Origin of the sequence: Wolbachia endosymbiont (group B) of Melanostoma mellinum (genome assembly GCF_947251465.1) — a bacterium.
GTDB lineage: Bacteria > Pseudomonadota > Alphaproteobacteria > Rickettsiales > Anaplasmataceae > Wolbachia.
The window spans coordinates 1,367,600-1,390,897 of sequence record NZ_OX366366.1 but is presented as its reverse complement, the minus strand read 5'-3'; the positions used below and the strand labels follow the sequence as shown (position 1 = coordinate 1,390,897).

At 33.2% G+C, this 23,298-nt stretch carries 22 protein-coding genes, 1 tRNA gene and 1 pseudogene; 11 read left to right on the top strand and 13 right to left on the bottom strand.

Features of this window, described 5'->3' with window-relative positions:
* Positions 1-6: 6 nt before the first annotated feature.
* A pseudogene (locus OPR42_RS08835) lies at positions 7-183 on the top strand (IS481 family transposase); the annotation flags it as partial.
* A 241-nt stretch (positions 184-424) separates the two neighbouring features.
* Here the strand turns inward: OPR42_RS08835 and glmS are convergent.
* From glmS to OPR42_RS06455, 3 genes are all read right to left on the bottom strand, one after another.
* Positions 425-2,236: a glutamine--fructose-6-phosphate transaminase (isomerizing) gene (gene glmS / locus OPR42_RS06465; RefSeq protein WP_010407205.1), complete on the bottom strand. Its 1,812-nt coding sequence runs from the start codon at positions 2,234-2,236 to the stop codon at positions 425-427.
* 8 nt (positions 2,237-2,244) lie between these two features.
* Positions 2,245-2,658: a preprotein translocase subunit YajC gene (gene yajC, locus OPR42_RS06460; protein ID WP_006012489.1), complete on the bottom strand. Its 414-nt coding sequence runs from the start codon at positions 2,656-2,658 to the stop codon at positions 2,245-2,247.
* A gap of 130 nt (positions 2,659-2,788) precedes the next feature.
* Positions 2,789-2,865 (bottom strand) — tRNA-Asp (locus OPR42_RS06455).
* A gap of 181 nt (positions 2,866-3,046) precedes the next feature.
* On the opposite strand from OPR42_RS06455, the gene rpsB reads away from it, so the two are divergent.
* From rpsB to OPR42_RS06430, 5 genes are all read left to right on the top strand, one after another.
* Entirely contained in the window at positions 3,047-3,862 is an 816-nt protein-coding gene (rpsB, locus tag OPR42_RS06450; RefSeq protein ID WP_064085438.1) for a 30S ribosomal protein S2, read from the top strand.
* On the top strand, positions 3,859-4,704 hold the full coding sequence (gene tsf, locus OPR42_RS06445) for a translation elongation factor Ts (protein WP_264375865.1): 846 nt from the start codon (positions 3,859-3,861) through the stop codon (positions 4,702-4,704). The genes rpsB and tsf overlap by 4 nt, the downstream gene beginning before the upstream one ends.
* The gene (pyrH, locus tag OPR42_RS06440; RefSeq protein ID WP_010407219.1) at positions 4,688-5,431 is read left to right on the top strand and encodes a UMP kinase; all 744 of its coding nucleotides are present in this window, start codon (positions 4,688-4,690) and stop codon (positions 5,429-5,431) included. Before tsf ends, pyrH begins: the two co-directional genes overlap by 17 nt.
* A 7-nt stretch (positions 5,432-5,438) precedes the next feature.
* Complete coding sequence (gene frr / locus OPR42_RS06435; RefSeq protein ID WP_017532537.1) at positions 5,439-5,996, top strand: ribosome recycling factor; 558 nt, start codon at positions 5,439-5,441, stop codon at positions 5,994-5,996.
* Positions 5,997-6,189: 193 nt separating this feature from the next.
* Positions 6,190-7,206, top strand: a complete 1,017-nt coding sequence (locus OPR42_RS06430) for a substrate-binding domain-containing protein (protein WP_010407224.1) — start codon at positions 6,190-6,192, stop codon at positions 7,204-7,206.
* A 632-nt stretch (positions 7,207-7,838) separates the two neighbouring features.
* On the opposite strand, the gene pyrE is transcribed toward OPR42_RS06430, so the two are convergent.
* Entirely contained in the window at positions 7,839-8,429 is a 591-nt protein-coding gene (gene pyrE, locus OPR42_RS06425; protein WP_010402118.1) for an orotate phosphoribosyltransferase, read from the bottom strand.
* On the bottom strand, positions 8,426-9,610 hold the full coding sequence (locus OPR42_RS06420) for a dicarboxylate/amino acid:cation symporter (protein ID WP_010402120.1): 1,185 nt from the start codon (positions 9,608-9,610) through the stop codon (positions 8,426-8,428). The genes pyrE and OPR42_RS06420 overlap by 4 nt, the downstream gene beginning before the upstream one ends.
* A 121-nt stretch (positions 9,611-9,731) precedes the next feature.
* On the opposite strand from OPR42_RS06420, the gene OPR42_RS06415 reads away from it, so the two are divergent.
* Positions 9,732-10,202: a hypothetical protein gene (locus OPR42_RS06415; protein ID WP_265042152.1), complete on the top strand. Its 471-nt coding sequence runs from the start codon at positions 9,732-9,734 to the stop codon at positions 10,200-10,202.
* 82 nt (positions 10,203-10,284) lie between these two features.
* Here OPR42_RS06415 and murB read toward each other — a convergent pair whose 3' ends face one another.
* Together murB and hemC are read right to left on the bottom strand one after the other, a co-directional pair.
* Positions 10,285-11,169, bottom strand: coding sequence for a UDP-N-acetylmuramate dehydrogenase (murB, locus tag OPR42_RS06410; RefSeq protein ID WP_265042151.1), 885 nt, complete (start codon positions 11,167-11,169; stop codon positions 10,285-10,287).
* Complete coding sequence (hemC, locus tag OPR42_RS06405) at positions 11,160-12,038, bottom strand: hydroxymethylbilane synthase (protein WP_064085264.1); 879 nt, start codon at positions 12,036-12,038, stop codon at positions 11,160-11,162. The genes murB and hemC overlap by 10 nt, the downstream gene beginning before the upstream one ends.
* A gap of 119 nt (positions 12,039-12,157) precedes the next feature.
* Here hemC and OPR42_RS06400 point away from each other — a divergent pair, with 119 nt between their 5' ends.
* Positions 12,158-12,532: a hypothetical protein gene (locus tag OPR42_RS06400; protein ID WP_264374926.1), complete on the top strand. Its 375-nt coding sequence runs from the start codon at positions 12,158-12,160 to the stop codon at positions 12,530-12,532.
* A 72-nt stretch (positions 12,533-12,604) separates the two neighbouring features.
* Entirely contained in the window at positions 12,605-14,119 is a 1,515-nt protein-coding gene (secD, locus tag OPR42_RS06395) for a protein translocase subunit SecD (protein WP_010405309.1), read from the top strand.
* 279 nt (positions 14,120-14,398) lie between these two features.
* Here secD and OPR42_RS06390 read toward each other — a convergent pair whose 3' ends face one another.
* The 3 genes from OPR42_RS06390 to OPR42_RS06380 form a co-directional block, all read right to left on the bottom strand.
* Positions 14,399-15,313, bottom strand: a complete 915-nt coding sequence (locus tag OPR42_RS06390) for an outer membrane protein (RefSeq protein WP_265042150.1) — start codon at positions 15,311-15,313, stop codon at positions 14,399-14,401.
* Between the two features lie 59 nt (positions 15,314-15,372).
* Entirely contained in the window at positions 15,373-16,599 is a 1,227-nt protein-coding gene (gene mtaB, locus OPR42_RS06385; RefSeq protein ID WP_010402133.1) for a tRNA (N(6)-L-threonylcarbamoyladenosine(37)-C(2))-methylthiotransferase MtaB, read from the bottom strand.
* 219 nt (positions 16,600-16,818) lie between these two features.
* Positions 16,819-17,373: a hypothetical protein gene (locus tag OPR42_RS06380; protein ID WP_265042149.1), complete on the bottom strand. Its 555-nt coding sequence runs from the start codon at positions 17,371-17,373 to the stop codon at positions 16,819-16,821.
* Positions 17,374-17,736: 363 nt separating this feature from the next.
* On the opposite strand from OPR42_RS06380, the gene OPR42_RS06375 reads away from it, so the two are divergent.
* A complete protein-coding gene (locus tag OPR42_RS06375; RefSeq protein WP_019236609.1) occupies positions 17,737-17,985 on the top strand; it encodes a hypothetical protein in 249 nt (82 codons plus the stop codon).
* A 372-nt stretch (positions 17,986-18,357) separates the two neighbouring features.
* Here OPR42_RS06375 and OPR42_RS06370 read toward each other — a convergent pair whose 3' ends face one another.
* Complete coding sequence (locus OPR42_RS06370; protein ID WP_265042148.1) at positions 18,358-19,302, bottom strand: hypothetical protein; 945 nt, start codon at positions 19,300-19,302, stop codon at positions 18,358-18,360.
* A gap of 144 nt (positions 19,303-19,446) precedes the next feature.
* Here OPR42_RS06370 and recG point away from each other — a divergent pair, with 144 nt between their 5' ends.
* Entirely contained in the window at positions 19,447-21,486 is a 2,040-nt protein-coding gene (recG, locus tag OPR42_RS06365; RefSeq protein ID WP_265042147.1) for an ATP-dependent DNA helicase RecG, read from the top strand.
* 730 nt (positions 21,487-22,216) lie between these two features.
* On the opposite strand, the gene ykgO is transcribed toward recG, so the two are convergent.
* Both ykgO and OPR42_RS06355 read right to left on the bottom strand, forming a co-directional pair.
* Positions 22,217-22,345: a type B 50S ribosomal protein L36 gene (gene ykgO / locus OPR42_RS06360; protein WP_006015378.1), complete on the bottom strand. Its 129-nt coding sequence runs from the start codon at positions 22,343-22,345 to the stop codon at positions 22,217-22,219.
* 69 nt (positions 22,346-22,414) lie between these two features.
* A complete protein-coding gene (locus OPR42_RS06355) occupies positions 22,415-23,233 on the bottom strand; it encodes a pyruvate, water dikinase regulatory protein (RefSeq protein WP_265042146.1) in 819 nt (272 codons plus the stop codon).
* Positions 23,234-23,298: the final 65 nt, after the last annotated feature.

The window sequence follows — 23,298 nt, the reverse complement described above, 5'->3', positions numbered from 1 at the left end:
TTACTCCTCTTTTTTTGTAAAACAATCTACAATTCATTAGAAGATCTTCAGATAGACGTTGATCATTGGTTGTGTTTTTACAATGAGACAAGACCTCATTCTAGTAAATATTGTTATGGCGATGTAGACTTTCCTGAATAGAAAACATATTGCTTTTAGAAAAATATTAGTAGCATTACATAAGAGACTGATATTAGTTTTCAATTTTTCTGTTAGTTAATTCTTGCTTGCTAGATTAAGTTGTGTCTGGTAACCATAATGGCAAATCTTGTTAATTTGAGGCGTGGATTTTAGCCTCTCTCATCCTTACATTAGTTACATATTCTTTCGCAGAGGGCTAATGATAGCAATGAATTTATTAGTAAAATTCAGTAATTTATAACTGACAATTAGAGCTGTTAATTAGCAACTCACTTTAAATAAGTTACTCAACTGTGACAGATTTAGCTAAATTTCTCGGACAATCTACATCTAACCCTTTTTTTTCTGCAATAGAATAAGCAAGAAATTGCATAGCAACACTGTAGATAATTGGAGAAACAAAATTGTCAACTTCTGGAAGTTGCACCACATCTATGCAAATTCCCTTTAAGAGCGGTGCTCCTTGCTTATCACTAAAGGCAATTACTTTACCTTTTCTTGCAATAATCTCTTGTATATTGGATAGCGTTTTAAAGAATAAATTATCGTAAGGAATAATTGCGATAACAAGTACAGTAGAGTCTATCAAGGCGATAGAACCGTGCTTCATTTCTCCCGCTGCAATACCAATTGTGTTGATATATGAAAGCTCTTTTATCTTCAATGCACCTTCCATTGCAACTCCATATGAGCTTCCTCTCCCAATTATAATTATATTATTGTGCTCTAATATACTGCCTGATATATGTTGTATTTCCATCACATTCAAAACATGCTCTACATGTTCGGGAATGGAATTAATAGCACCGCTTAGTTCCTTTATCCTCTCTCTACCCAGTATACCTTTTATTTTTCCAAGCTCTACAGCAAAGCATGCTAAAATTGCAAGCTGCGTAGAAAAGGTTTTTGTCGAAGCAACACCAATCTCAGGTCCAGCAAGAGTATGCAATACAATATCTGAGGCTTTTTCTATGCTGCTATTAAATGTATTAATTATGCTAATGATCATTTGTTTCTGCAATCTCGCATAACGTAGTGCTTCCATAGTATCTGCAGTTTCACCAGATTGAGAAATGAATAAGCCAATACTACCTTCTTCGAGCTTGACGCTGCTATACCTAAATTCTGACGAGATTTCTAGATATACCCGAATTTGAGCAATACTTTCCAGCCAACACTTTGCTATTAGTCCAGCAAAATAGGATGAACCGCATCCAACTATAGTAATGTAACCTAGTTCAGAAAATAATTCTTTGTTGATTTCTTTATATTGTTTATAAAATTGATTTATTGTTTTGTTTAATGCATACGGTTGCTCAAAAATTTCTTTTAGCATAAAGCTAGGGTAACCATTTTTACTAATTAGAAAATTTCTTGGACTGCTATTTTCTGTTCTGCGTTTAACTTGTATACCATTATTATATATACTGAATTCGTTAGATTTTATTACTGCAATATCATTATCTTCTAAATGCAATATTTTTTCTACAAATGAATTCAAAGTATTAGTATCAGAAGCAGCAAACACTTTATTACAGTTATATCCTATTGCTAAAGGCAAATTTCTTTTTGCAACAAATAAAGTATCTGGATATTCTGCAAATAATAAAGCCAAAGCAAGTGAACCTTGTAAATTGTTTAGACACTGTAATATAGAATCAACTGGTGATAACCCTTCATCAAGATATGAAGTTAATATGTTTGGTATCACTTCTGTATCAGTATCGGTGTGGAAAGATACTCCCTTTTCCTCCAGATCCTTTTTTAATATATTGTAATTTTCAATTATGCCATTATGAGCAACAACAACATTATTTATATAAATGGGATGAGCATTTTTAAGATTTGGAGCTCCATGTGTAGCCCAACGAGTATGTGCTATACCAACTTTGCTACTAGATATCTTGCTCTCATGAACAACTTCACACAATCTTTCAACTTTACCTTCTGATTTTTTTACTTCTATCTTACCTCTATTATTTATAATTGCTATACCTGAAGAGTCATAACCTCTGTATTCCAATTTTTGCAACGCGGTTAGTAAAGTTGGTATTACTGAATCACCGCTACTTACTATACCTAATATTCCACACACTTCTTAAATTATGAAGCATTTTTGTCTTTTTTACTTTCCTCTAGTTTATTTTTCTTGCCATTCTTTTCAACTTTGCTTTTTTCAATAGATTTAGCTACTGGCTTTTGAATTTCTTTATTTAAGATTTCAGATATAGCAGACTTTAGGATTTTTATTTCAATTTTTGGTGCTATTTCTAGTATTAGTTGTGCATTTACTTCGTCAACTTTGTTTACTTCACCTATTATTCCACTAGAAGTAATAACCGTATCACCACGTTTTATTTGATCTATCATCCTTCTATGTTCTTTTAGTTTTTTGTGATTGGGGCGAATAATGAGAAAATAAAATACTACAAATATTAAAATGAGTGGAATAAAGCTAGCAACAGATGCTGATACATTGTTAGTCGCATCTGCCGCAAAAACCTCAGAAATGAACATATTTAATCCCAATTATTAATGATAAAATTAAATAGATTAAGCAGCAATTACAATATCATGTCAAGTCTCTGAAAGAAATTAATTCAAATTAATAAGAAAGTTAAAGAATTTTAAGATGTTTCTGCTGTAATGGCGGGAGTGATGAGACTTGAACTCACGACCTCATGCGTGACAGGCATGCGCTCTAACCAACTGAGCTACACCCCCCATTGCTTTTTAACGTTTGCAACCTTAAAGCTAATCAACGTGTTGCCACTTGTCAATATTTTTTGTTTGCGCTTTTTTGTCTTTTTTATTACTATGTAAATAACTTAATTTCACACATGGCTTATGCAAGTAGTCCCGTTAGGGTTATGCCATGGAGGATAAACTATTTGGAGGAGTAAATATGACAAATTTGCCTAAAGTCACTATACGTGATTTAGCTGAATCTGGTGTGCATTTTGGCCATAAAGTTAGTCGCTGGAATGCGAAAATGGCCCCATATATATATGGTATACATCAAGAGAATCGTATACACATAATAGACTTACGAAAAACATTACCATTGTTAGAGGCGGCGATGAAAGCTTTATACGATGTTGCATCTCAAGATGGTCGCATTTTATTTGTTGGTACAAAATTTCAAGCTTTAGATATTGTTGCAAGTGAAGCAGTTCGTTGTGGTCAGTATTATGTAAATGATCGATGGCTTGGTGGTATGCTTACTAATTGGAACACTGTTTCTTCTTCGATAAAAACTTTGATACAATATGAGAAAATATCCAATGATGAAGATAGCATCTTAACAAAAAAAGAATTAGGAAACATTGAAAAGAAAAGAAAAAAGCTTGATAAAGAATTGGGTGGAATTAGAGAAATGGGAGCAGTTCCTGATATTTTATTTATTATTGATACTAACAAAGAGCATATAGCGGTTAAAGAGGCCAAAAAACTGGGTATTCCTGTAGTTGGAGTACTTGATACCAATTCTGACCCAGATGGTATTGCCTATCCTATACCAGGAAATGATGATTCAAGAAAATCAATAGAGCTCTATTGTAAATTAGTTGCTGATTCTATATTAGCTGGAATAGAGTCTAGTTTGACAAGGTCTAGAGTTAAGGATGATGAGCTTATTCAAGAAAAAGAAGAGGATATTGTGCAAACTAAAAAGAAGCGTATTAAGGTTGAAACAGAAAGGGAGGTAATAGTAAGTAAATGAAGATGGATTCAAGTAGTATAAGGGAATTACGCGATAGAACAGGGCTTGGCTTAAGCGATTGTAAGAAAGCGTTAGAAGAGTGTGATGGTGATATTAAGAAAGCCGTTGATAGGTTACGTACAATAGGATTTGCTAAAGCTGACAAAAAGTCTGATAGAGTAGCTTCGGATGGGCTTATTGCTATGTGCTTGGCTAAAAATTATGGTGTATTGGTTAAAGTCAATTGTGAAACTGATTTTGTTGCTAGAAATGAGAAGTTCATAGCATTAGTTTCAAATTTAGCATCAATTGCTTGTCAAGAACGTTGTACTAGTCTTGATGAGTTAAAAAATGCCAAATATGAAGATGTTGGTACAGTGCAGGAAGCTATTATGAGTGGTACATCGGTTCTTGGTGAGAAGTTAGAGTTAAGCAATCTTTGCTACCTAGAGACTAAAGATGGGATTATTTCTGGATACGTACATGGTGATATGCCTGGCTTAGGTAAGATTGGTGCTTTAGTAGCATTGCAGTCATCTGGTGATAAAAAAGAGATTGGAAAGCAAATAGCTATGCATGTAGTTGCTATGAAACCTGAAGCTTTATCTATAAATGATTTAGATCAAGAAAAATTAAAAAATGAGCGTTCTATAATCGAGGAGCAAGTAAAGAGCTTAAATAAACCTGAAGAGGTAGCGAAAAAAATAGTAGATGGACGAATGGCTAAATACTATGAAGAAGTTGTTCTGCTAGAGCAGAAGTTTATAAAAGATGATAAAATGAAGATTGCTGATTTTATAGAATCAAGTGCTGTTAAATTAGCTAATTATAAGTTACTTACTTTGGATGGTGCAAATAAGTAACAAAACTTCAGAAGTAAAGTACCCCAGAGTGTTATTCAAAATCTCTGGGGAGGCTTTGATGGGATCAAAGCTATTTGGCCATGATATGGAAGTTATAGATAAACTATCCAAAGACATAGTTGAAGTTTGTAATCTCGGGGTTCAAGTTTGTATTGTTGTTGGTGGTGGGAATATTTTTCGTGGTGCATCAGCGTCTTTAAGTGGCTGTGAAAGAGCAAGCAGTGATTATATTGGAATGCTTGGTACTGTCATTAATGCTTTAATTTTGCAAAATTTTTTAGAAAAAAGCTCTATAGTCTCTAGGGTGTTGTCTGCTATACCCATGACTACTATATGTGAGCCTTATATAAGAAGGAAGGCTATTCATCATTTAGAGAAAGGTAGAGTGGTCATTTTTGCAGCAGGCACAGGTAACCCATTTTTTACTACAGATACAGCTGCAGCTTTACGTGCTGTTGAAATGAATTGTGATGTTATTTTAAAAGGTACTCAAGTAAGTGGTGTATATTCTGCCGATCCAAAAAAAAATGAGAATGCTGTGATGTATGATAGGCTTTCTTATACAGATCTGCTAACTCGTGATTTAAAAGTTATGGATGCATCAGCAATTTCACTTGCTCGTGAGAATTCTATCCCAATTGTAGTTTTTTCTTTAAAAAGAGAAAAAATGGTTGATATTATTAAGGGTCAAGGCACTTATACTATAGTTTCAGATTGTAAACATTAGGTAATTTATGTTAAACGAAATAAAAGCTAAAACAAAAGAAAGAATGCTAAAAACTATTCAGTCTTTTCACGATGATATGAAAGGTGTACGTACTGGTAGAGCTAACGCATCATTACTTGATGGTATAGTTGTAAATATCTATGGTGGACATCAAAAACTGAACCAAGTTGCAGGCGTTTCAGCTATAGATAACAAAACTCTATCAGTTAAAGTTTGGGATGCTACTGTTATCGGTGAAGTAAAAAATGCGATAATCAATGCTAACCTGAATTTAAATCCTGTTGTTGAAGGAAATACTATACGTATAGTTCTTCCAGACTTAACACAAGAAACTCGTGAAAAATTAGTGAAATTATTGCATCAATTTTCTGAAAATGCACGAGTTGCAATTAGAAATATACGCAGAGATGTTATGGAAGAAATAGAGGAAATGAAGAAAAATAAGGAAATCTCAGAAGATGATTTTCATGTTGCCAAAAAGGAAATACAAAACATTACTGATGATAATGTAAAAAAAGTCGATGATGACTTATCTATTAAAGAAAAGGATATATTGCATCATTAAGTTAATATGAAAGAATTTTTCAGTATTGAAAAACATAAGAGGATTCGATATAGATACAGTTGTATGAATGCTGTGATTCAGATCTCATCATTACGCACACATTTGATCGTTATACCTTTTGAAATCTAGAAAAAAAGCTTTTCAGTTTGATTTTTTATTACGATAATTAAGTTTACACTCTTGAGCGAAAACGATGCTGAAACGCCTTTTCCTTATTTTTGCATTTGTATTACTCATCCCACTGTCAAATGTTGATGCCAGAAGATATATCAGAATTGTTGGATCTTCAACTGTTTTTCCTTTTATCTCATTTATATCTGAAGAATTCAGCCGTATATTTTCCTTTAAAACTCCAGTTGTAGAATCGATAGGAAGTGGATCAGGGTTCAAAATGTTTTGTTCAGGAATAGGGGAAGGCACACCAGATATCACTACTTCATCTCGCCCTATGAAGGAAGTAGAGAGAGAATTATGTAAAAGAAATAAAGTGAATGAAGTAATAGAGATCATAATTGGCTATGATGGAATTGTTATTGCAAATTCAAATCAAAGCCATAGATTTGATTTTACAAAAAATGACCTGTTTGAAACTTTATCTTCATATTCTGAAGACAATGATAGATTAGTAAAGAATAACAAGAAATTTTGGTCTGATGTAAATCAAGCTCTACCAAAAACAGAAATTAAAATCTATGGCCCACATCAAAATACAGGTACACATGAAACTTTGATTAATTTTATTATGCTTGATCAATATTCATGTATGAACTCAAGGATTTTCAAAGAGAATTATCAAGACCAAGAAAAAAGAAAGAAAGCATGTAGTAATATCAGAGATGATGGAAGATATATAGAAGTTGGAATTAATGAAAACATAATAATACAAAAATTGAAGAGCAATAAAAATGCTTTAGGAATATTTAGCTTCAGCTTTTTAGCGAAAAACCAAGATGAGATTCAAGGAAGCACAATCGCAGGAATTGAGCCAACTTATAAAAATATATCATCGGGGGAGTATATGTTAGCAAGGCCTTTATATCTTTATATAAAGAAAGAACACTTAGATACTGTTGATGGATTAAGGGAATTCATTAGAGAAGTTATAGACTCTATTAGTACTGAAGGTGGATATTTATCTAGGCTTGGCTTAATTCCACTTTCAAGCGAAAATATGAAAAAAGTCTTGGAAAAGGTTCGTGATATAATATGATGACTTTGATATTTTTTTATTGGAAGTGTTAAATAAACCATACGCGTCAAGTTAAGGAAATATCGTGAAATATAGCAACATTTGAGATGGGCATTTTATTTGTTACATTTATTTTTTTAGGGAGTTCTTATCTAGAAGAAGATGATTTTTTCAGAAGAACCTATAAATTAATAACTTTATTACTTAATATATAAAATAGTTTTTTTTCGTTTCCTTTCTTCCTTATACCACTTTTCCTTAACTTGACGCGTATGGTTTATTTAACACTCCCTTCCTTTCTGGATTACAGCGTCACGCGCTGGAATGACACCTATTTGTTTTAGTAGTTCCTTTCCTGTCATTCAAGTAGCCTTTTCTTGTCATTCCAGTGCCCAGACACTGGTGCTCACAAGCAAACTAATCATAGGAGGTATTATAATAAAAACAACGTTTTCAATGAAACTACATAAAGCAAGTGTCACGAACCGGAATGACACCTATTATTGTTTTTACTTTATATCTTTATTTGTCTATCTTATTTTGCCATTCTGTTGAACGAATACAGGAAAATAAACTGTAATATCTAACTTTGATGCAAAAAGATTAACATATAACACGTAAAAGTTACTGAATCACTTTAGCCATATATAGAATTATTTTGTTAAATATTCTCTACTCCCAGGTTTCATTATAGGTAATTGTTTTAATTCACTTGGCAGTTCTTCCTCGCTATAGTTTTTGATATTTAGTTCAATCAAAGATATTACAGGAAAGGGCAGTTTTGTTTCACTATTTCTCTTGATCAAAGAAGCTCCAGCAACAACTTTACCTCCCTTCTCTTCTGCACATTTTACTGCTTCAAGTGAAGATTTACCTGTGGTAATCACATCTTCAATTAGTAAGATTTTCTCACCTTGTTTAATCTCAAATCCACGGCGTAATTCAAATTTACCATTAACACGTTCGCAAAATATTGTTCGGATTCCAAGCTGTCTACCAATCTCATAACCCACGATTATTCCACCAATCGCAGGAGATAGTATTAAATCTATGGGTTCAATAAGCTCTTTTCTTATTTTATTCGCCAATAGCTCACAAACGTTCATTGCTCTGCTTGGATTTTCAAAAATTTTAGCGCATTGTATGTAAGTGTTGCTGTGCAGCCCTGACGAGAGTACAAAATGTCCGTGCAAAATCGCACCAGCCTCTTCAAATTCTTTTATTATTGTATTATCTAATATCATTCTTGAGTTTGAAATTCTTTATTAATTATCTGCGTTATACAGATATCAGACCACACATTTATTGCAGTTTCAAACATATCAATGATTGTATAAATAGGCAAAATCAATCCCATAATGTACAAAGGAACATTCATTGATACCAAATAACTAGTTGCCATAAAATAGCACCCCATCGGCACTCCAGCGTTACCAATTGCAGCTCCTGTAGCTAAAAAAATCCATATGAACATCTCACTTAAGGAAAATGTGTGCCCATTCATCTCTGCAACAAACATCACTGTGATTAAAATAAATGCAGCACACGCATTCATATTGACTGTTGTGCATATTGGTAGAATAAAAGATGACAATTTTTTTGGTACCTTTAGCTGATTTTGCACACATTCTATAGTTGTAGGCAGCGTTGCACTAGATGATTTAGAAAAAAACGCAAGTGTAAGTGCTGGCATAACACCTTTCATCGTTTGAATTGGTGATATACCTTTATACCACATGAGTAGTGGCAAAATCACAAATGCTTGCACGAAATTTGCAGACATTATGCAAGCAAAATACCAAAAAAGACTATGGAATTCGCTGCCACCTTTTAACTCGTATAAAAAACATGTGATAAAAGACCATACAGCAAGAGGAATAAACTTTAATAACCCTTGAGCAATTCTAAGAAGTGTATCAAATAGTGCAGAAAATATTTGGTGTAATATATCTTGTTTTTCTTTTGAGAGCGAAATAATAGCTCCACCCATCAAAAAAGCAATCAATATGCTACCAATAACATTATTTTCAAGAAAAACTTGCACAAAATTCGAAGGAATGAGTGATTTTAAGTATGAAAAGTAATTGTGGTTGCTGTCACTCACACTTTCTATTGTGTTACTTATGAAATTTTTTCTTACTGGATCTATGAATAAATAGAAAGATAGCGCAACAAATGCAGCTATAATGGTTGTAAGCAGCGTATAAAACAGCGTCTTCTTAAGTAATACTTTAATTTCAATTGAGTCTTTAAGCCCTGAAATTGTGGACACTATAGATAGAAAAACTAAAGGTAAGCTAATCAATTTCAACAGACTGATGAATATATCGCTAAATAGCTTTGCTATTTCAAATATTACTTCATTGTTTAAATAGTAAGCAATTACCGCAAACAGTATAGAAAAGAGTATTGCAAGTTTGCGCATTGAAAATAAAACCTCAAAATAACATTATATAACAATTTTTGGAATTAGGTTAAGATAACTTTACAGATGAAGGAAAAATGAGTAACATTTCATTATTAATTAAATATACATAGAAGAAGGTATGGGTCCAGAAATTAAAAAGCGTTTAAAGTCTTATGGGATAGCAGCTATAATAGGAACACTTATAGGCTTTAGTTTAAACTTTGCAGCTTTATCACCTTTAATCATAGGCGGAATTATTTCTTTGGTTTCTACATACTCATTTCTCATTTTAATTACTTCCAGAGAAGATAGTCTTAAGCATTATGAAAAAACAAGCCAAACAAAGCTAATAGCTTATTTTTTATGTACCTTAGCTACCACTGCCGCAGTAGGGATTGGTCTTGGTGCAGCTATAGGTACTATTTTTCCTGCTGTAATGTTAAATATAGAATCAGCAGCTTTGATGAGTGCAACAATAGGAGTTATTGCACCAGTTGTAAGTCTTTTTGCATTAGGTTTATTAGCATTGACGGCTGAAAAAATAAATGAATGTATTATAGAACCTACAGTCGAAAAAGTAAAAGAATGCTTTTCTTCAAAGGAAGCATAAATTATCCTCGCAAAATAGTGTACCTTGGACTTAAATTGAAGTGTACTCAATTGAAATAGGTCATATTAGAGAAGGTTAGAAGTTACCTACCCAAAACCCTTATCTCCCACTTAAGCTCAACATTAAATTTATCTTTTACTGCATTTTGTACTCTGTTGCCAAGGTTTTCTAAGTCAAGTGCAGTTGCATTATTGTAATTGAGTAGAAAATTACAATGTTTCTTAGAAATTTTAGCTACACCATTATCTAATCCTCGGCAGCCAGATTCATCAATCAGTTTCCATGCCTTGCAGCCTATTGGATTTTTGAATATACAACCAGCAGTTTTTCCTCTTACTGGTTGACTTTTATTTTTTTTATCAATAACTTCTTTCAATCTTTGCAATATAAGCTCATACTCTGAACTTACTCCTTTAAATTCAGCTTCAATAAAAATCCACCTGCCTTTTAGACTATGTCCACGATAAAAATATCCCATTTCTTCACTGGAAAATTCATATAAATTCCCATCTTCTAGATTCACTGCCCTTATAAACTTTACAACACTCGCAATATCACTACCATATGCACCTGCATTCATCTCTACCCCACCGCCAACTGTTCCTGGAATTCCAGCAAGAAACTCAAGCCCACTAATTTGCTGTTCCCCTGCAAAGTAGGCAAGGTTACTAAGCAGTGCAGCACCACCTGCAACTATGGAGCTATTATCTTTACATTTAATATACGCAAATTCCTTACCTAATTTCACCGTTATTCCTCGAATGCCACTATCTCGAATTATTATGTTGGATGTTGCACCGATAACGCTAATTGGTAACTCCGCATCTTTTATCAAGCACATTAGATCTTCAATGTCACGTGGCTTAAATAGTACATCAGCTTGGCCACCAACATTTAACCAAGTCATTTTAGACATTGAAACATTATAACGGTAGATTCCACATACTTTAGGTAAGCTTATAAGCATTTTGATTTTAACTCTAATCCTGCATCCATACCCATTTTTTCTGCATCTTCTACAAACGAAGTGCGTTCAGTAAAGTATATAACTCTCTCGCCCGCTAACATACAATAAAGATGTAGCATGTTTTCACTCACATATTCTGCTAAAGCTGCAAGCGGTGTAAAGCATGAACCATTTACTGTCTTCATGAAACTGCGCTCTGATTTTGCCCTTATAAAAGACATATTATTATTAATTTTCTCTAAAAGATCGATAACTTTTATATCATTCTTTCGGCATTGAATGCAAATTGCCCCCTGCCCTACTGCGCTTAACATGACTTTTGGTGGCAATACCTCTGTAATTAAGTGATATTTTTTTAATCTTATCAGCCCTGCTTCAGCTAAAATCATTCCATCAAAATTCTGATTTTGCAGTCTAGTTGTCACATTTCCACGCAGTGTCACTACATTTAAGTCTGGCCTGAGATTTAACAGCTGAACTTTTCTTCTTATTGAAGAAGTTGCAATTGTAGCCTGCTGTGGCAAAGTTTTTAGGCTCTTATATTTATGAGAAATAAATACATCACATGGACTTATCCTCTCTAAAACACAAGGAATTGTTAAGTCCTTCGAGAAAAACGCAGGTACATCTTTTAGCGAATGAACCGCCATATCTATATTATTTTTGAGTAATTCAGCCTCAATCTCCCTGAGGAACAGTCCTTTACCTCCTATTTCAGCAAGGGTTACATTAGCATATTTATCACCAGAAGTTTTGATTTTAATGATCTCAACGGATAGATTAGGAAAAGACTCTAATAATCTTTGTTTTGCTTCCAAAGCTTGGATGATCGCAAGGTCGCTTCCTCTCGTACCTATTTTAACTAGCATATATCCTTCATATTATATGTCTATATTCTATGTCCATTTTTTATTATCTCCAGTTTAGTTATTGAATACTTTATAATTAGTGCATAGTATCACGAACATTTAGTAATCGACGAGTATGTATGTTTGATATTTTAAAAGATTCTAATGGCAGATTTAATAAAAAGAATATTTTACCTCTTGTAGGTGCCACTGTCGCTATTATTCTAACAGCATTAAGTTCAGTAGTAGCAATTCCCAGATTTTCCTCTCATCCTTCTCTATCTAGTCCTCTCGGTTGGAAAGATCCAAGTTATAGTGAATTTCTTGCTATTCACATACCAGCTACCATAGTTACTTTCTCAATACTTGGTTTATGCATTTACCTTCCGATTGATAGCATTAGAAAAAATAAACAAATAGAGAATCTTAAAGCTACCTCTGAACCTCATTCATGGATTTATAATGATATTTTAGAAAAACAAACGCAGACCATCAATTATAGATCAGGGCTTTAGGCGGTCCTAATCTTTTAGGTGCTTGTGATTAGCAACTATTCGGTCTACAATGCACTAATATAGTTTAAATTTATGCCAAACAAGATAATAGTTAAATCTCTTTCAGTGTTACTAATTTTTTTGCTGTCCTTATATATAATACTGCCAAATTTTATTGATAATAAGTTCTTTACCTCAAAAAAGAGAATAAATTTAGGGCTTGACCTGAAAGGTGGATCATCTCTGCTTCTAAATGTAGACTTAGATTTTTACTTCAAAGAGAAACTAAGCATGCTAACCGATGAAATAAAAGAAGGTCTGTTAACACAAAAGATTGAATTTAGCGCAAAAAACGATAAACAAGTGGTTGTAACTTTAAATAATATTGATGATTACAAAAAAGTTTCAACGTTAATACATAAAATAAACCCAAATTTAGAATTGAGTAGAAAAAATACTGCAATTTTCATTTCATATAAACCGCATTATAAGAATTCATTAATCAATGAAGTAGTTTCAGAGTCAATAGTTAATGTTCAAAGACGCTTAGATAAGCTTGGTACTAAGGAAGTAAGTGTGCAAAAACAAGGACAAAATAAGATATTAGTCCAAGTTCCTGGAGTAGAAGACACTCAGCAGATAAAATCTCTGCTTGGCAAAACAGCCAAGCTGGCCTTCCATTTGGCAAACACCAATGTAGCTAAAATGCAAGATATCGATCATGACACTACGATTATGCTCAAGGATTCTTTGGGTAATTCCTACCCGATATTCCGCAAAACTGAAATAGGCGGTGATTCATTAGTTAACGCATCAGTTAGATTTGGCAATTTAGGTAAACCAACAGTACATTTCAAATTCGACAGCATAGCAAGTAAAAAATTTGCAAAAATTACTAAAGAAAATGTAGGAAAGCCTTTTGCAATTGTTTTAGATAACACAGTCTTAACTGTACCAACAATACGTGAACCTATTCTAAATGGAGAGGGAGAAATTAGCGGTAATTTCACTGAAAAACAAGCGAGTGAACTTGCAATACTTTTAAAATCAGGTGCACTACCTGCACCACTTAAAATAATTGAAGAAAAAAACATTGGTCCAAGCCTTGGAGAAGAGTCAATAAAAGCAGGAGAAATTGCAGCAATAATCTCTATCATAGCAGTTGGTTTATCTATAATCATTACTTACGGCAAATTAGGCTTATTAGCGTCTGTTGCACTCGTTTTTAATGTAATCTCTATACTACTCATTCTTACCTTACTTGAAGCAACTCTTACTCTCCCTGGAATTGCTGGAATTGCGCTAACTGTTGGCATGTCAGTGGATGCAAATGTTTTAATATTTGAACGCATCCGCGAAGAAATAAGAGCAGGAAAAAGAACAGCTCGTGCCATTGAAGAAGGATTTAAAAACGCAATAAAAACAATTCTTGACTCAAACCTCACTACACTGATTGCTGCAGGAATAATGTTCATTATTGGTAGCGGAGCAATTAGAGGGTTTTCTGTCACTTTATCGATAGGAATCCTGTGCTCGATGTTTTCTGCAATTATAGTCACAAAACTTCTGATAGAATTGTGCATCAACCCACAAAAGCTAGTACTTTAGTATCTGTTCAGCAGAGTGACAAAATAAGATAGACGAGAAAAGACAACTAAATGGTTGTCATGAAAGTAGCTATCCAGTCTTTTCGTCGTCAAAAACGTTGTAACATGCTCACCAATTTAGTGAGCATAAAACCAATATATTTGTGGAGGAAAAGGAAAAAAGAAACAGAAACCATCTTCAGGCTATCACAAAGGATATGGCCATAAGATTAAAGATATGGATAGATTTATCAAATTTCTGAATGGAAATCAGGATATTAGAATTGAAAAGATATTATTACTAAAAATTAAACATCAAACCAACTTCAATATTATGAGTGGATATATCGTCTGCAATAGGTGTTGGAATATTAAAGTAACGATAGCCGAGAAAGGTTTTAACTTCTGGAATTACTGAGTAATCAACACCAAGCTTTATTTGATAAACAAGCCAAGGAACATTCAGTGGCATTAAATTTTTAGATGATTTATCAATCCTTTTAAATCTAAAAACTGTTGATCCTATACCAAGACCAATATACGGAGCAAATTGAGTATTTTGAACATTAGGGTTATAGTAAAAATTTAATAAGAATGCAGATACACTTGCTGATTTATCAAATACCGGAGGAGAGTTACTATCTTCAATATTGACTTTAGAATACATGGTCTCAAAATCAACTCGGCCATTTTCTCCAGCATAGTAACCTACAGATATGCTGCTAAGCCACTGAAAATCAATTTTACCGTTAAATTTTTTTATGTTTTTAATTTCATCTCCTAAGAATAGGTCTAAAAGAAAACCACCATAACGGCCCTCAGCTAAAGCAAGAATTCTTTTTCCTATTGCACGTATACCCTCCACAAATACTTCTGAGCTATCAGAATATATCTTACCACCATTAGCACTAACATAGAAATCAAGTTTTTTTGATTTTTCCTTTGTAGGTTCAGCTTGATCTGCAATACTTGGCCACATATTTTTCTGATTAGCTACTTGGAAAACAGAAGGTGAACTACTTTCAAGTTCTTGACATTTTATTGGCACTTCTTTTTCAGTAACTTCTTCAGAATGTATCACACTTTCATTATTGTCCGTTTCTAATTTTAAGGGCTGCACTTGCTCAATGTGTGTATTGTTACTGATATAAGTAATAAAAAAATAGACACACGGAATGAAGATGAAAAATAAAGCAATAGATATTCTAATTATCATAAATGAATTATCACTTATAGTATAACTACTATATCATATATTCCTTTAATGTACAAAAATTAAGAAATAATATTTCCAATTAAACAATTATTTTCTATTCCTTTAACATGAGCTTTCACAATACTTTTAGCTTGAACTCTTGATGTAAGTTTTATTAATGCAAAATTTTCTGTTCTACCAATATTATTCTGCTCAACCAAAACGCTTTGCTCAGTGCCGAGCAAAGACTGATAAAAACTGCTCATCATTTCTTTATTTATTTCTCTTAGATGCTTTACTCGTTCTTTACGTACATTCTCTGGTATTTGTGGCATCCGTGCAGCAGGTGTGTTTTTCCGCTCTGAATATGGAAAAGCATGTAGATAAACTACATTTATTTTTTTCAGTAAATCAACTGTATCCTGAAACATTTCATCAGTTTCTGTTGGAAATCCAGCAATAATATCAGCGCCAAATGCTATATTAGGTCTTAAGCTCTTCATTTTATGATAAAATTCTATCACTTGTTCTCTATTGTGACGACGTTTCATTCTCTTTAGTATTAAATTATTACCAGACTGTAGACTCAAGTGTAAGTGAGGCATAAGTCTTGACTCATTAGCTATTAAATCCATTAGTTCATCATCAACTTCAGCAACATCAATAGAGGAAAGTCTTAGTCTCTTTAACTGTGGTATATCCTTTAAAACTCTTCTAATCATTGAACTGAGTGATTGCTTACCAAACAAATCTGTACCAAAGTCAGTAATATCAACACCTGTAAACACCACTTCTTGATACCCATTTTCTATAAAAATCTTAATTTGCTCTATAATATTGTTTACTGGCACAGATCGATTATTTCCTCTTGCCTCAGTAATTGAGCAAAATGTACAACTATGATTACAACCATTTTGAATTTCAATAAATGCCCTTGATTTATCTTCAAATCCATTAATGAGAATAGGTTCTACTTGGTTATCACTGACTAAGATTTCATCATTATTTAGTAGATAATTTTCAGCTCTTAGCTTGTCTTGATTACCTAGCACTTTACTTACACCAGGAATATCACTATATGATTTAGGATCTAATTGAACGGCACAGCCAACTACGATAATTTCTTTACTTGGGTCGTTTTTATAGATCTTACGTATTTTTTGCTTCACTTGGCGTTCTGCTTCGTTTGTCACTGCACAGCTATGCACTACAACAACATTTTCTCTCTTTGCTTTTTTTAATGCTTCTTTGATTAACTCACTCTCGTAGAAATTTAGACGACAACCAAATGTTATTACTTCATTCATGCTTTTGCTTTAATAGATCTAAATTATATCAAATATCCAAGCAAAATGACTATTTTTTTGGTAGATATTATAATTTAAACATAACCTCTAGAGTTGAAAATCACAGGAAGAATTTGTAGATACACAGTAAGATCATTTAGCATTAAAAAAAGCTTAAGGCCAATGATGTTAACCTCAAGCGAATATAAACCAAAAAACATTTTGCTAAACCTTGAAGCTCTACCATGCAAATTCATCTATATCATTTGGTACATAAGTGTCAGAATAAGCTTCATCCAAACTTTCTGCTTTCCATGGAAGCCATGAAGAAGGTTTTATCTTCTCTAAAACTTTACCTGGTATTGATGTTATCTCTTGCTTCACGTCTTCTTTTAATTTTTCTATTTGTAACCGAGCAAAATCTTCCACGCGAACCATGAGTTTATCTGTTAGCTCTTTTATCATGTCTTGATTTTGTTCTGCAACTTTCTTTGTAATAGGTACGACAATTTTACTTATAATCTCCGTTCCTAATGGAACAACGATTTGCTTTGCAACCTGATCACTAACAGGTTTAATAAGGTAATCTGCTATACTCTTTGCTGTATCTCCAGTCAGATTTGTTACTTTTTTTAAACTATCACCAATAATACCATAGTTTTTTTGGTACATCATATCTTCATCAGCAACTTCATATCTTCCTAAATCATCATACATTCCCATTTGTTGGTGAGACAATCCATTTGCATCAGATACATATCCGTATTTATTAAGTGAATTGAAATTAGACCGCATAACATTTTCCTAATTACTTATATATTCCTATTTTAGCATGAAACAACTAACAAAACATTAACTTTTAAGAACTCTTCTCAATTAATACATCAATAAAGGTAAGACCATATAATTTTCTCCTTTCTTGATACTATTCTCCTCCGAACTTAGTTCACACAGTTATTCAGACACTTCTGAATTTACCACCCCCAATTCCACTGCTTTTTTATATTTTGACTAGGTCTTCTCCTACAATTAGATAATCAGTACTCTTATCTGAAATGTACCATATAACTACACCAAGCTACAAATATGACACAAGAGTTTAGATTATTTTAGTTATTCTCTTGTATAAGATACTCTTTATATCAAAAAGAGGACCATATGAGTGAAACAACTTTTTCTGAAAAAAATCAGCTTTCTAGAGAAGACATAGCAGAGTTAACAGAACTTATGTGTCTTGAACGAAGTGAAGTAAGTGAAAGTGGAACAGGGCTATTAGAACTTATAGCTGAACAGGAGCAAATACTTGAGGATTTAGGAATAGAATCAAAAGAGCTTTTATGTTCTCAGCATACAGGAATGTATGAGAACCTTAGTCAGCCCTATTCTACGGATCTCGAGGTTTTATAGCAGATATATAGATTATCATTATTATTGATACCTACTCAAGAGTTGCTATGGCAAACAGAGAAAACTGCAATTACTGCCGCTAATCTTTTTAATATATCTTTCTTTGATGGTGCTATTATCGCGCATTTTGACTGATATGGGCTATGATAAACCAGAAAATCACAGCTATATTTAGGAATTGAGACAAGGCCTCATTTAGGTAAATATTGCTATGCAGACTTTTCTTGATAGCAAGCATATTGCTTTTTAGAAAAATATTAGTAGCATCAAACATAGAGATTGATATTAGTTTTTCTGTCAGATTAAGTTGCGTCTAGTACAACTGACTATGCAAATAAGCTAACAGAACTTGAGATATTTTAATTGTTAGTTTTAGGGTGTATTTTCGTGTTCATTGCTATGAATGGGCAGAGCTACCTCTTCGAGGTAGCTCATCGGATCACCTAAATCATGCTCTATTTCTACTTCAAACTTGAACCCTAACTTCTCGCAGAATTTATAGAAATATTCTTTAATAATATCAAATAAATTTCTGCCATCAGTTTTATAATCTCTCAATTTTCGAGGCACAGTCAGTGAGAATTTGCCATCTTTATATACCACACTACCTTTTCCATCCTGAGATTCAAGTGTAAATTCCAGTGAGCTGGATAGATCACATACCTTGTCACCGAATTGACCATCACTCTCTTGGAAGAGTATCGGTAGTTTCATATCAGACCTAATACTCACATTATTTTGGTTAACATAATCGATATTTATAACTTTTTCAGGGGAACGTACTACAAGTGAATATTGTTCAAGCGCAATTTGAGATTCTATAAATACAATAGCTTCATACCCTGCTTGGTTGCAATTAACAATTAACTCCTCGAGGATAGAATCGCTTGGAACTTGAACTTCAGCACATTCAAATATTTCCTTAAAAACTTCTTTTGCAAATGGTCGATAATTTCCGTTCTCTTCCTTTGGTAATAGGTGAGTATACTTTGTGCCCCGATTGTAAAATTCTTCAAATTTCTTTTTGTACTGGTCATTTTTTTTATGGTCAGGAATTTGTTCGTTTTTGTAATGTTCTTCCCAAACCTTGTCAAATTCTTTTTTGTCTTTATTTATCAGTGCTTTAATTAAGATTTTATCTACACTTTGACCATTAATAGTAAAATCCATTCTGTCAATGTCTTGATACGCCTGATAACCAGAGTTCGCTTCAACACTATCTTCACGCGCTTTTAGCATACTAAAATCAAACTTTTCTGCCTGAGCTTTTAGTGTAACGACTGGATTTTCATTTTTTTCCTGTGTAGAGTTGTTCATTGTTAATACTTTGATATGAATTGCTGACAGTATAATAATACATAAAAATAGTTAATATGTCAATAATATACTTAACATAGACAGTCATAATAGGGTGACAGGATTTTAGTAAGGCTCTATTATGAATAAACGGTTTTACACAGTATGAATGTTGATGAGCAGTCAAGTGTGCTGACTTTTCTAAATAGTAAAATTGAGAATATACCAAGGTTTCATTCCGCAATATTGCCTAAACTTTGCGGTGGAGACAGAGTAATGGACTTGCTGTTTTATAGGCCGCTCAGCTATGTGGATAGAAGTAAATCACTACCTGATGCTCAAGTGGGAGAATTTACAACTTTTATGGCAAAAGTGTATGAGCACCAGCGCCCCACTGTTAGAGGTAGGCCATATAAAATAATCGTTGAAAGTGAAAGTCAGTATTTATTTATAGTTTTTTTTAATTACTCAGTTAAATATTTGTATAAATTATTTCCAGTTGGAACAGATATAGTAATCAGTGGTAAACTTGAAAAGTTTGCCGAACATTGGCAAATTACTCACCCAGATTATATGTTATCTGATATCAATCAATTTAAAGAAATAGCCTGCATAGAGCCAATTTACCAATTATGTCGCGGTATTACTAACAAGAGCATTAGAAACATAATAAGTTCTAATCTAAAAGATTTGCCTGATTTGCCAGAGTGGATAGATGAAACATTAATCAAGCAAAAGAAATGGCTGAATTGGAAAGAAAGCATCATAAGATTGCACAGACCGAGCTCACTCGCAGAAGCAGAAGTTTGCAGAGAAAGACTTGCTTATGATGAGCTATTTGCGTACCAGTTGGCACTAAAGCTTGCAAGGGAAAATCATGTAAAAAAAGAGGGAAAAGAATTTATAATATTGAGTAAATACAAAGAGCAGGTCTTAAATGAATTACCGTTCCAATTAACAAATGATCAAATTCGAGCGATAGATGAAATCTCAGAAAGACAAAAATCCAGATACCGCATGGTAAGTCTGCTGCAAGGTGACGTTGGGAGTGGCAAAACTGTAGTTGCACTCTTTGCGATGCTGAATGTGGTAGAAAATAACATGCAAGTAGCTCTAATGGCACCAACTACTATCTTGGCTGAGCAACATTATAATTGGATCGAAGAAGCTCTATCTTGTACTGATATAAAAGTTGCTTTGCTTACCGGTAAAACTGCGCGCAAGGAAAGAAAGATTATTATGAACGAACTTGCAAGTGGTATTTTAAATATAGTAATTGGTACTCATGCATTATTTCAAGCCAACGTTACATTTAAAAATTTAGGACTCGCAGTCATAGACGAACAACAGCGATTTGGAGTGATACAGAGGAATCGGTTGGTAGGAAAAGGAGAAAATACCGATATACTTTTTGTTACTGCAACTCCCATTCCAAGAACCTTGCAGCAAGCTATGTATGGTGATGTTGAATGTTCTATTTTAAGGGAAAAACCAAAATCTAGATTGCCAATAAAAACCGTTATTATGAACGTTAAAAAAGTATCAGATATTATTCAAAGACTGAAAGATGCTATAAATAGAGGCGAAAAAGCATATTGGATTTGTCCATATATAGAAGAAAACGAAGAACTCAATATTGCCGCAGCAGAAATGCGCTTTCAGGAACTACAAAAGACATTTTTTGATAGAGTTGGAATAATACACGGAAAACTAACTCAAGAGCAGAAAGATCAAGTGATGTTTTCCTTCAAGAGGAATGAATTTTCTCTGCTTGTTGCAACTACTGTGATAGAAGTTGGCATAGATGTACCAGATGCAACTATTATGATTATAGAGAATGCAGAGCAGTTCGGGTTATCGCAATTACATCAGTTAAGAGGTAGAGTAGGACGAGGAAATAAACCGTCTTTTTGTGTACTGTTATATGACAATCTCAGTAAAAGTTCGTATTCAAAGTTAAAGATTATGTGTGAGTCACAAGATGGATTTTATATTGCTGAAAAGGATATGATGCTGAGGGGTAGCGGAGATATTCTAGGCACAAAACAATCAGGGTGCATGGAGTTTAAATTTGCTGATTTATATGAGGACAGAGAATTGCTCAACCTTGCATATAATAGTGCAAAAGGTACAATAGCTAATTTTGAATTACTGCTTGATATATTTGAATATAGAAGTAGACTACATTTTTCAAAATTTCAGTAATCTTCCAAGCCATAACCTTCATGAGTAGAAATTCCTTGACAGACGGGAGTATTTAACAAACCATATGCGTCAAGTTAAGGAAAAATAAGAGTGAAGAAGAAGTTTTTACCATAAGAATAAATTGTGCAGAGTTAATAGCAGGCCCTGTAAACAAAATGTTAGCAGGTCAAATTAATCAAGGGCAGGAAGTATAAAAATGGAAAAAAAGCGGTAAATTAGCCTAATGACAATAAATATATATATAGAAGGTACCGTTTTAAAGAGCACAAAAGGAATACACAGTAAAAGCGAGAAGAAGTTGAAAATATGTATGGAAGCAGTGTGGAGAAGTGGCTGCCAATGATCAAAAATTTACCACAATTACAGAAATATACACAAGAGGTTTAAAAGGTGATGCAAAAAGGGAATTTTGGCAAAATGACTTAAGTATGCACAACAAGATTTGCATAATTGATGATCAGATGTCATTCATGCTCAGCCTATATATAGAAAAAATTCTCAAGCTCAAGAGGGCTTAGGGTGGAACTAAAATTCATGGACTTGTTGACGCACGTAATTAATTTCTTTTTTTTAAGTTAATTAATGTTAACAAGCCACGTCTGCCTGTAATCATGTTAATACCAAAATATAATGTAAGAGAAGAAATGGGCAGTGCTATGCAACAATTTTTGTTTCTTTCTAACCATGCTTCCATATGAAAAACATATGACATAAAAAGGAAAACAAAAAGCTAAGAACCTTGACGCGCTTTACATCTTGGCTTTACCTTATTTATAATATAAACCTTACCACCCCTTTTCACAACTTTACAATTTTTATCTCTGTTACGATGAGATTTTAGTGACCCTTTAACTTTCATATCTACAGTAAGAATAGAATTACCTTACATTATGATCACTGACAGAGAGTTAGTCAATTGATAAATTTTTCACACTTTATTAAAATACTGTATAATTGTTGCTGATACTTCTTCGATTGACCTTTGCGTGACATCAATAATTGGCCAGTTATTTTGCTTAAAGAACTCCTCTGCTTCTTTAATTTCCTTTTCTACTTTTCTAGGGTCAGCATATATATTATTACCTTCATTATTAATTGAAGTCAGTCTATTTTTGCGTATTTCTATTAGCCTTCTTACGTCTATTGTTACTCCTATAGTCAGTTTATTTTTTAATTTTGCTAAGTCGACGTAAAAGGGTATCTCGCTAACAAAAGGAACATTTGCAACTTTATAGCCTCGGTAAGCTAAATACATACTGGTGGGAGATTTTGATGTGCGTGAAACTCCAACCAAAATTATATCGGCTTTATCAATATCTTGAATATTTTGTCCATCATCATGATTAATGGTATAGTTTATTGCCTCAATGCGCTGAAAATATTCGTTATTTATCTCAGCATGTAAGTCAAGTTTTTCGTCTTTTTCAATTTCAAGATAGGATGAGATTTCCCTAATAATGTGTGATAATATCGCTCTGTAGGGAATTTTTAGCTTTACACAATTATTTTTTAGATATTTTCTTAGCTCATCATTAGTAATAGTGCATATAACAAAATTATGCTCATCACTTTTTCTATTAATTTCCTCTAAAATTTTGTCAATCTGCTCTTCTCCTTTTACGAAAGACCAAACATATTCGATCGTTTCTACAGAACGAAAGTGTTTCAGAGCTGATTTTGCAACTGATATAACAGTTTCACCACTTGAATCTGACACTAAGTGTAGGTTAAGCTTTTTAAGGATCATCAACGTTATACTAAAAATAATAGCAAGCAATCTGCTACTGAAATTGTGCTAATTTATTATACTAC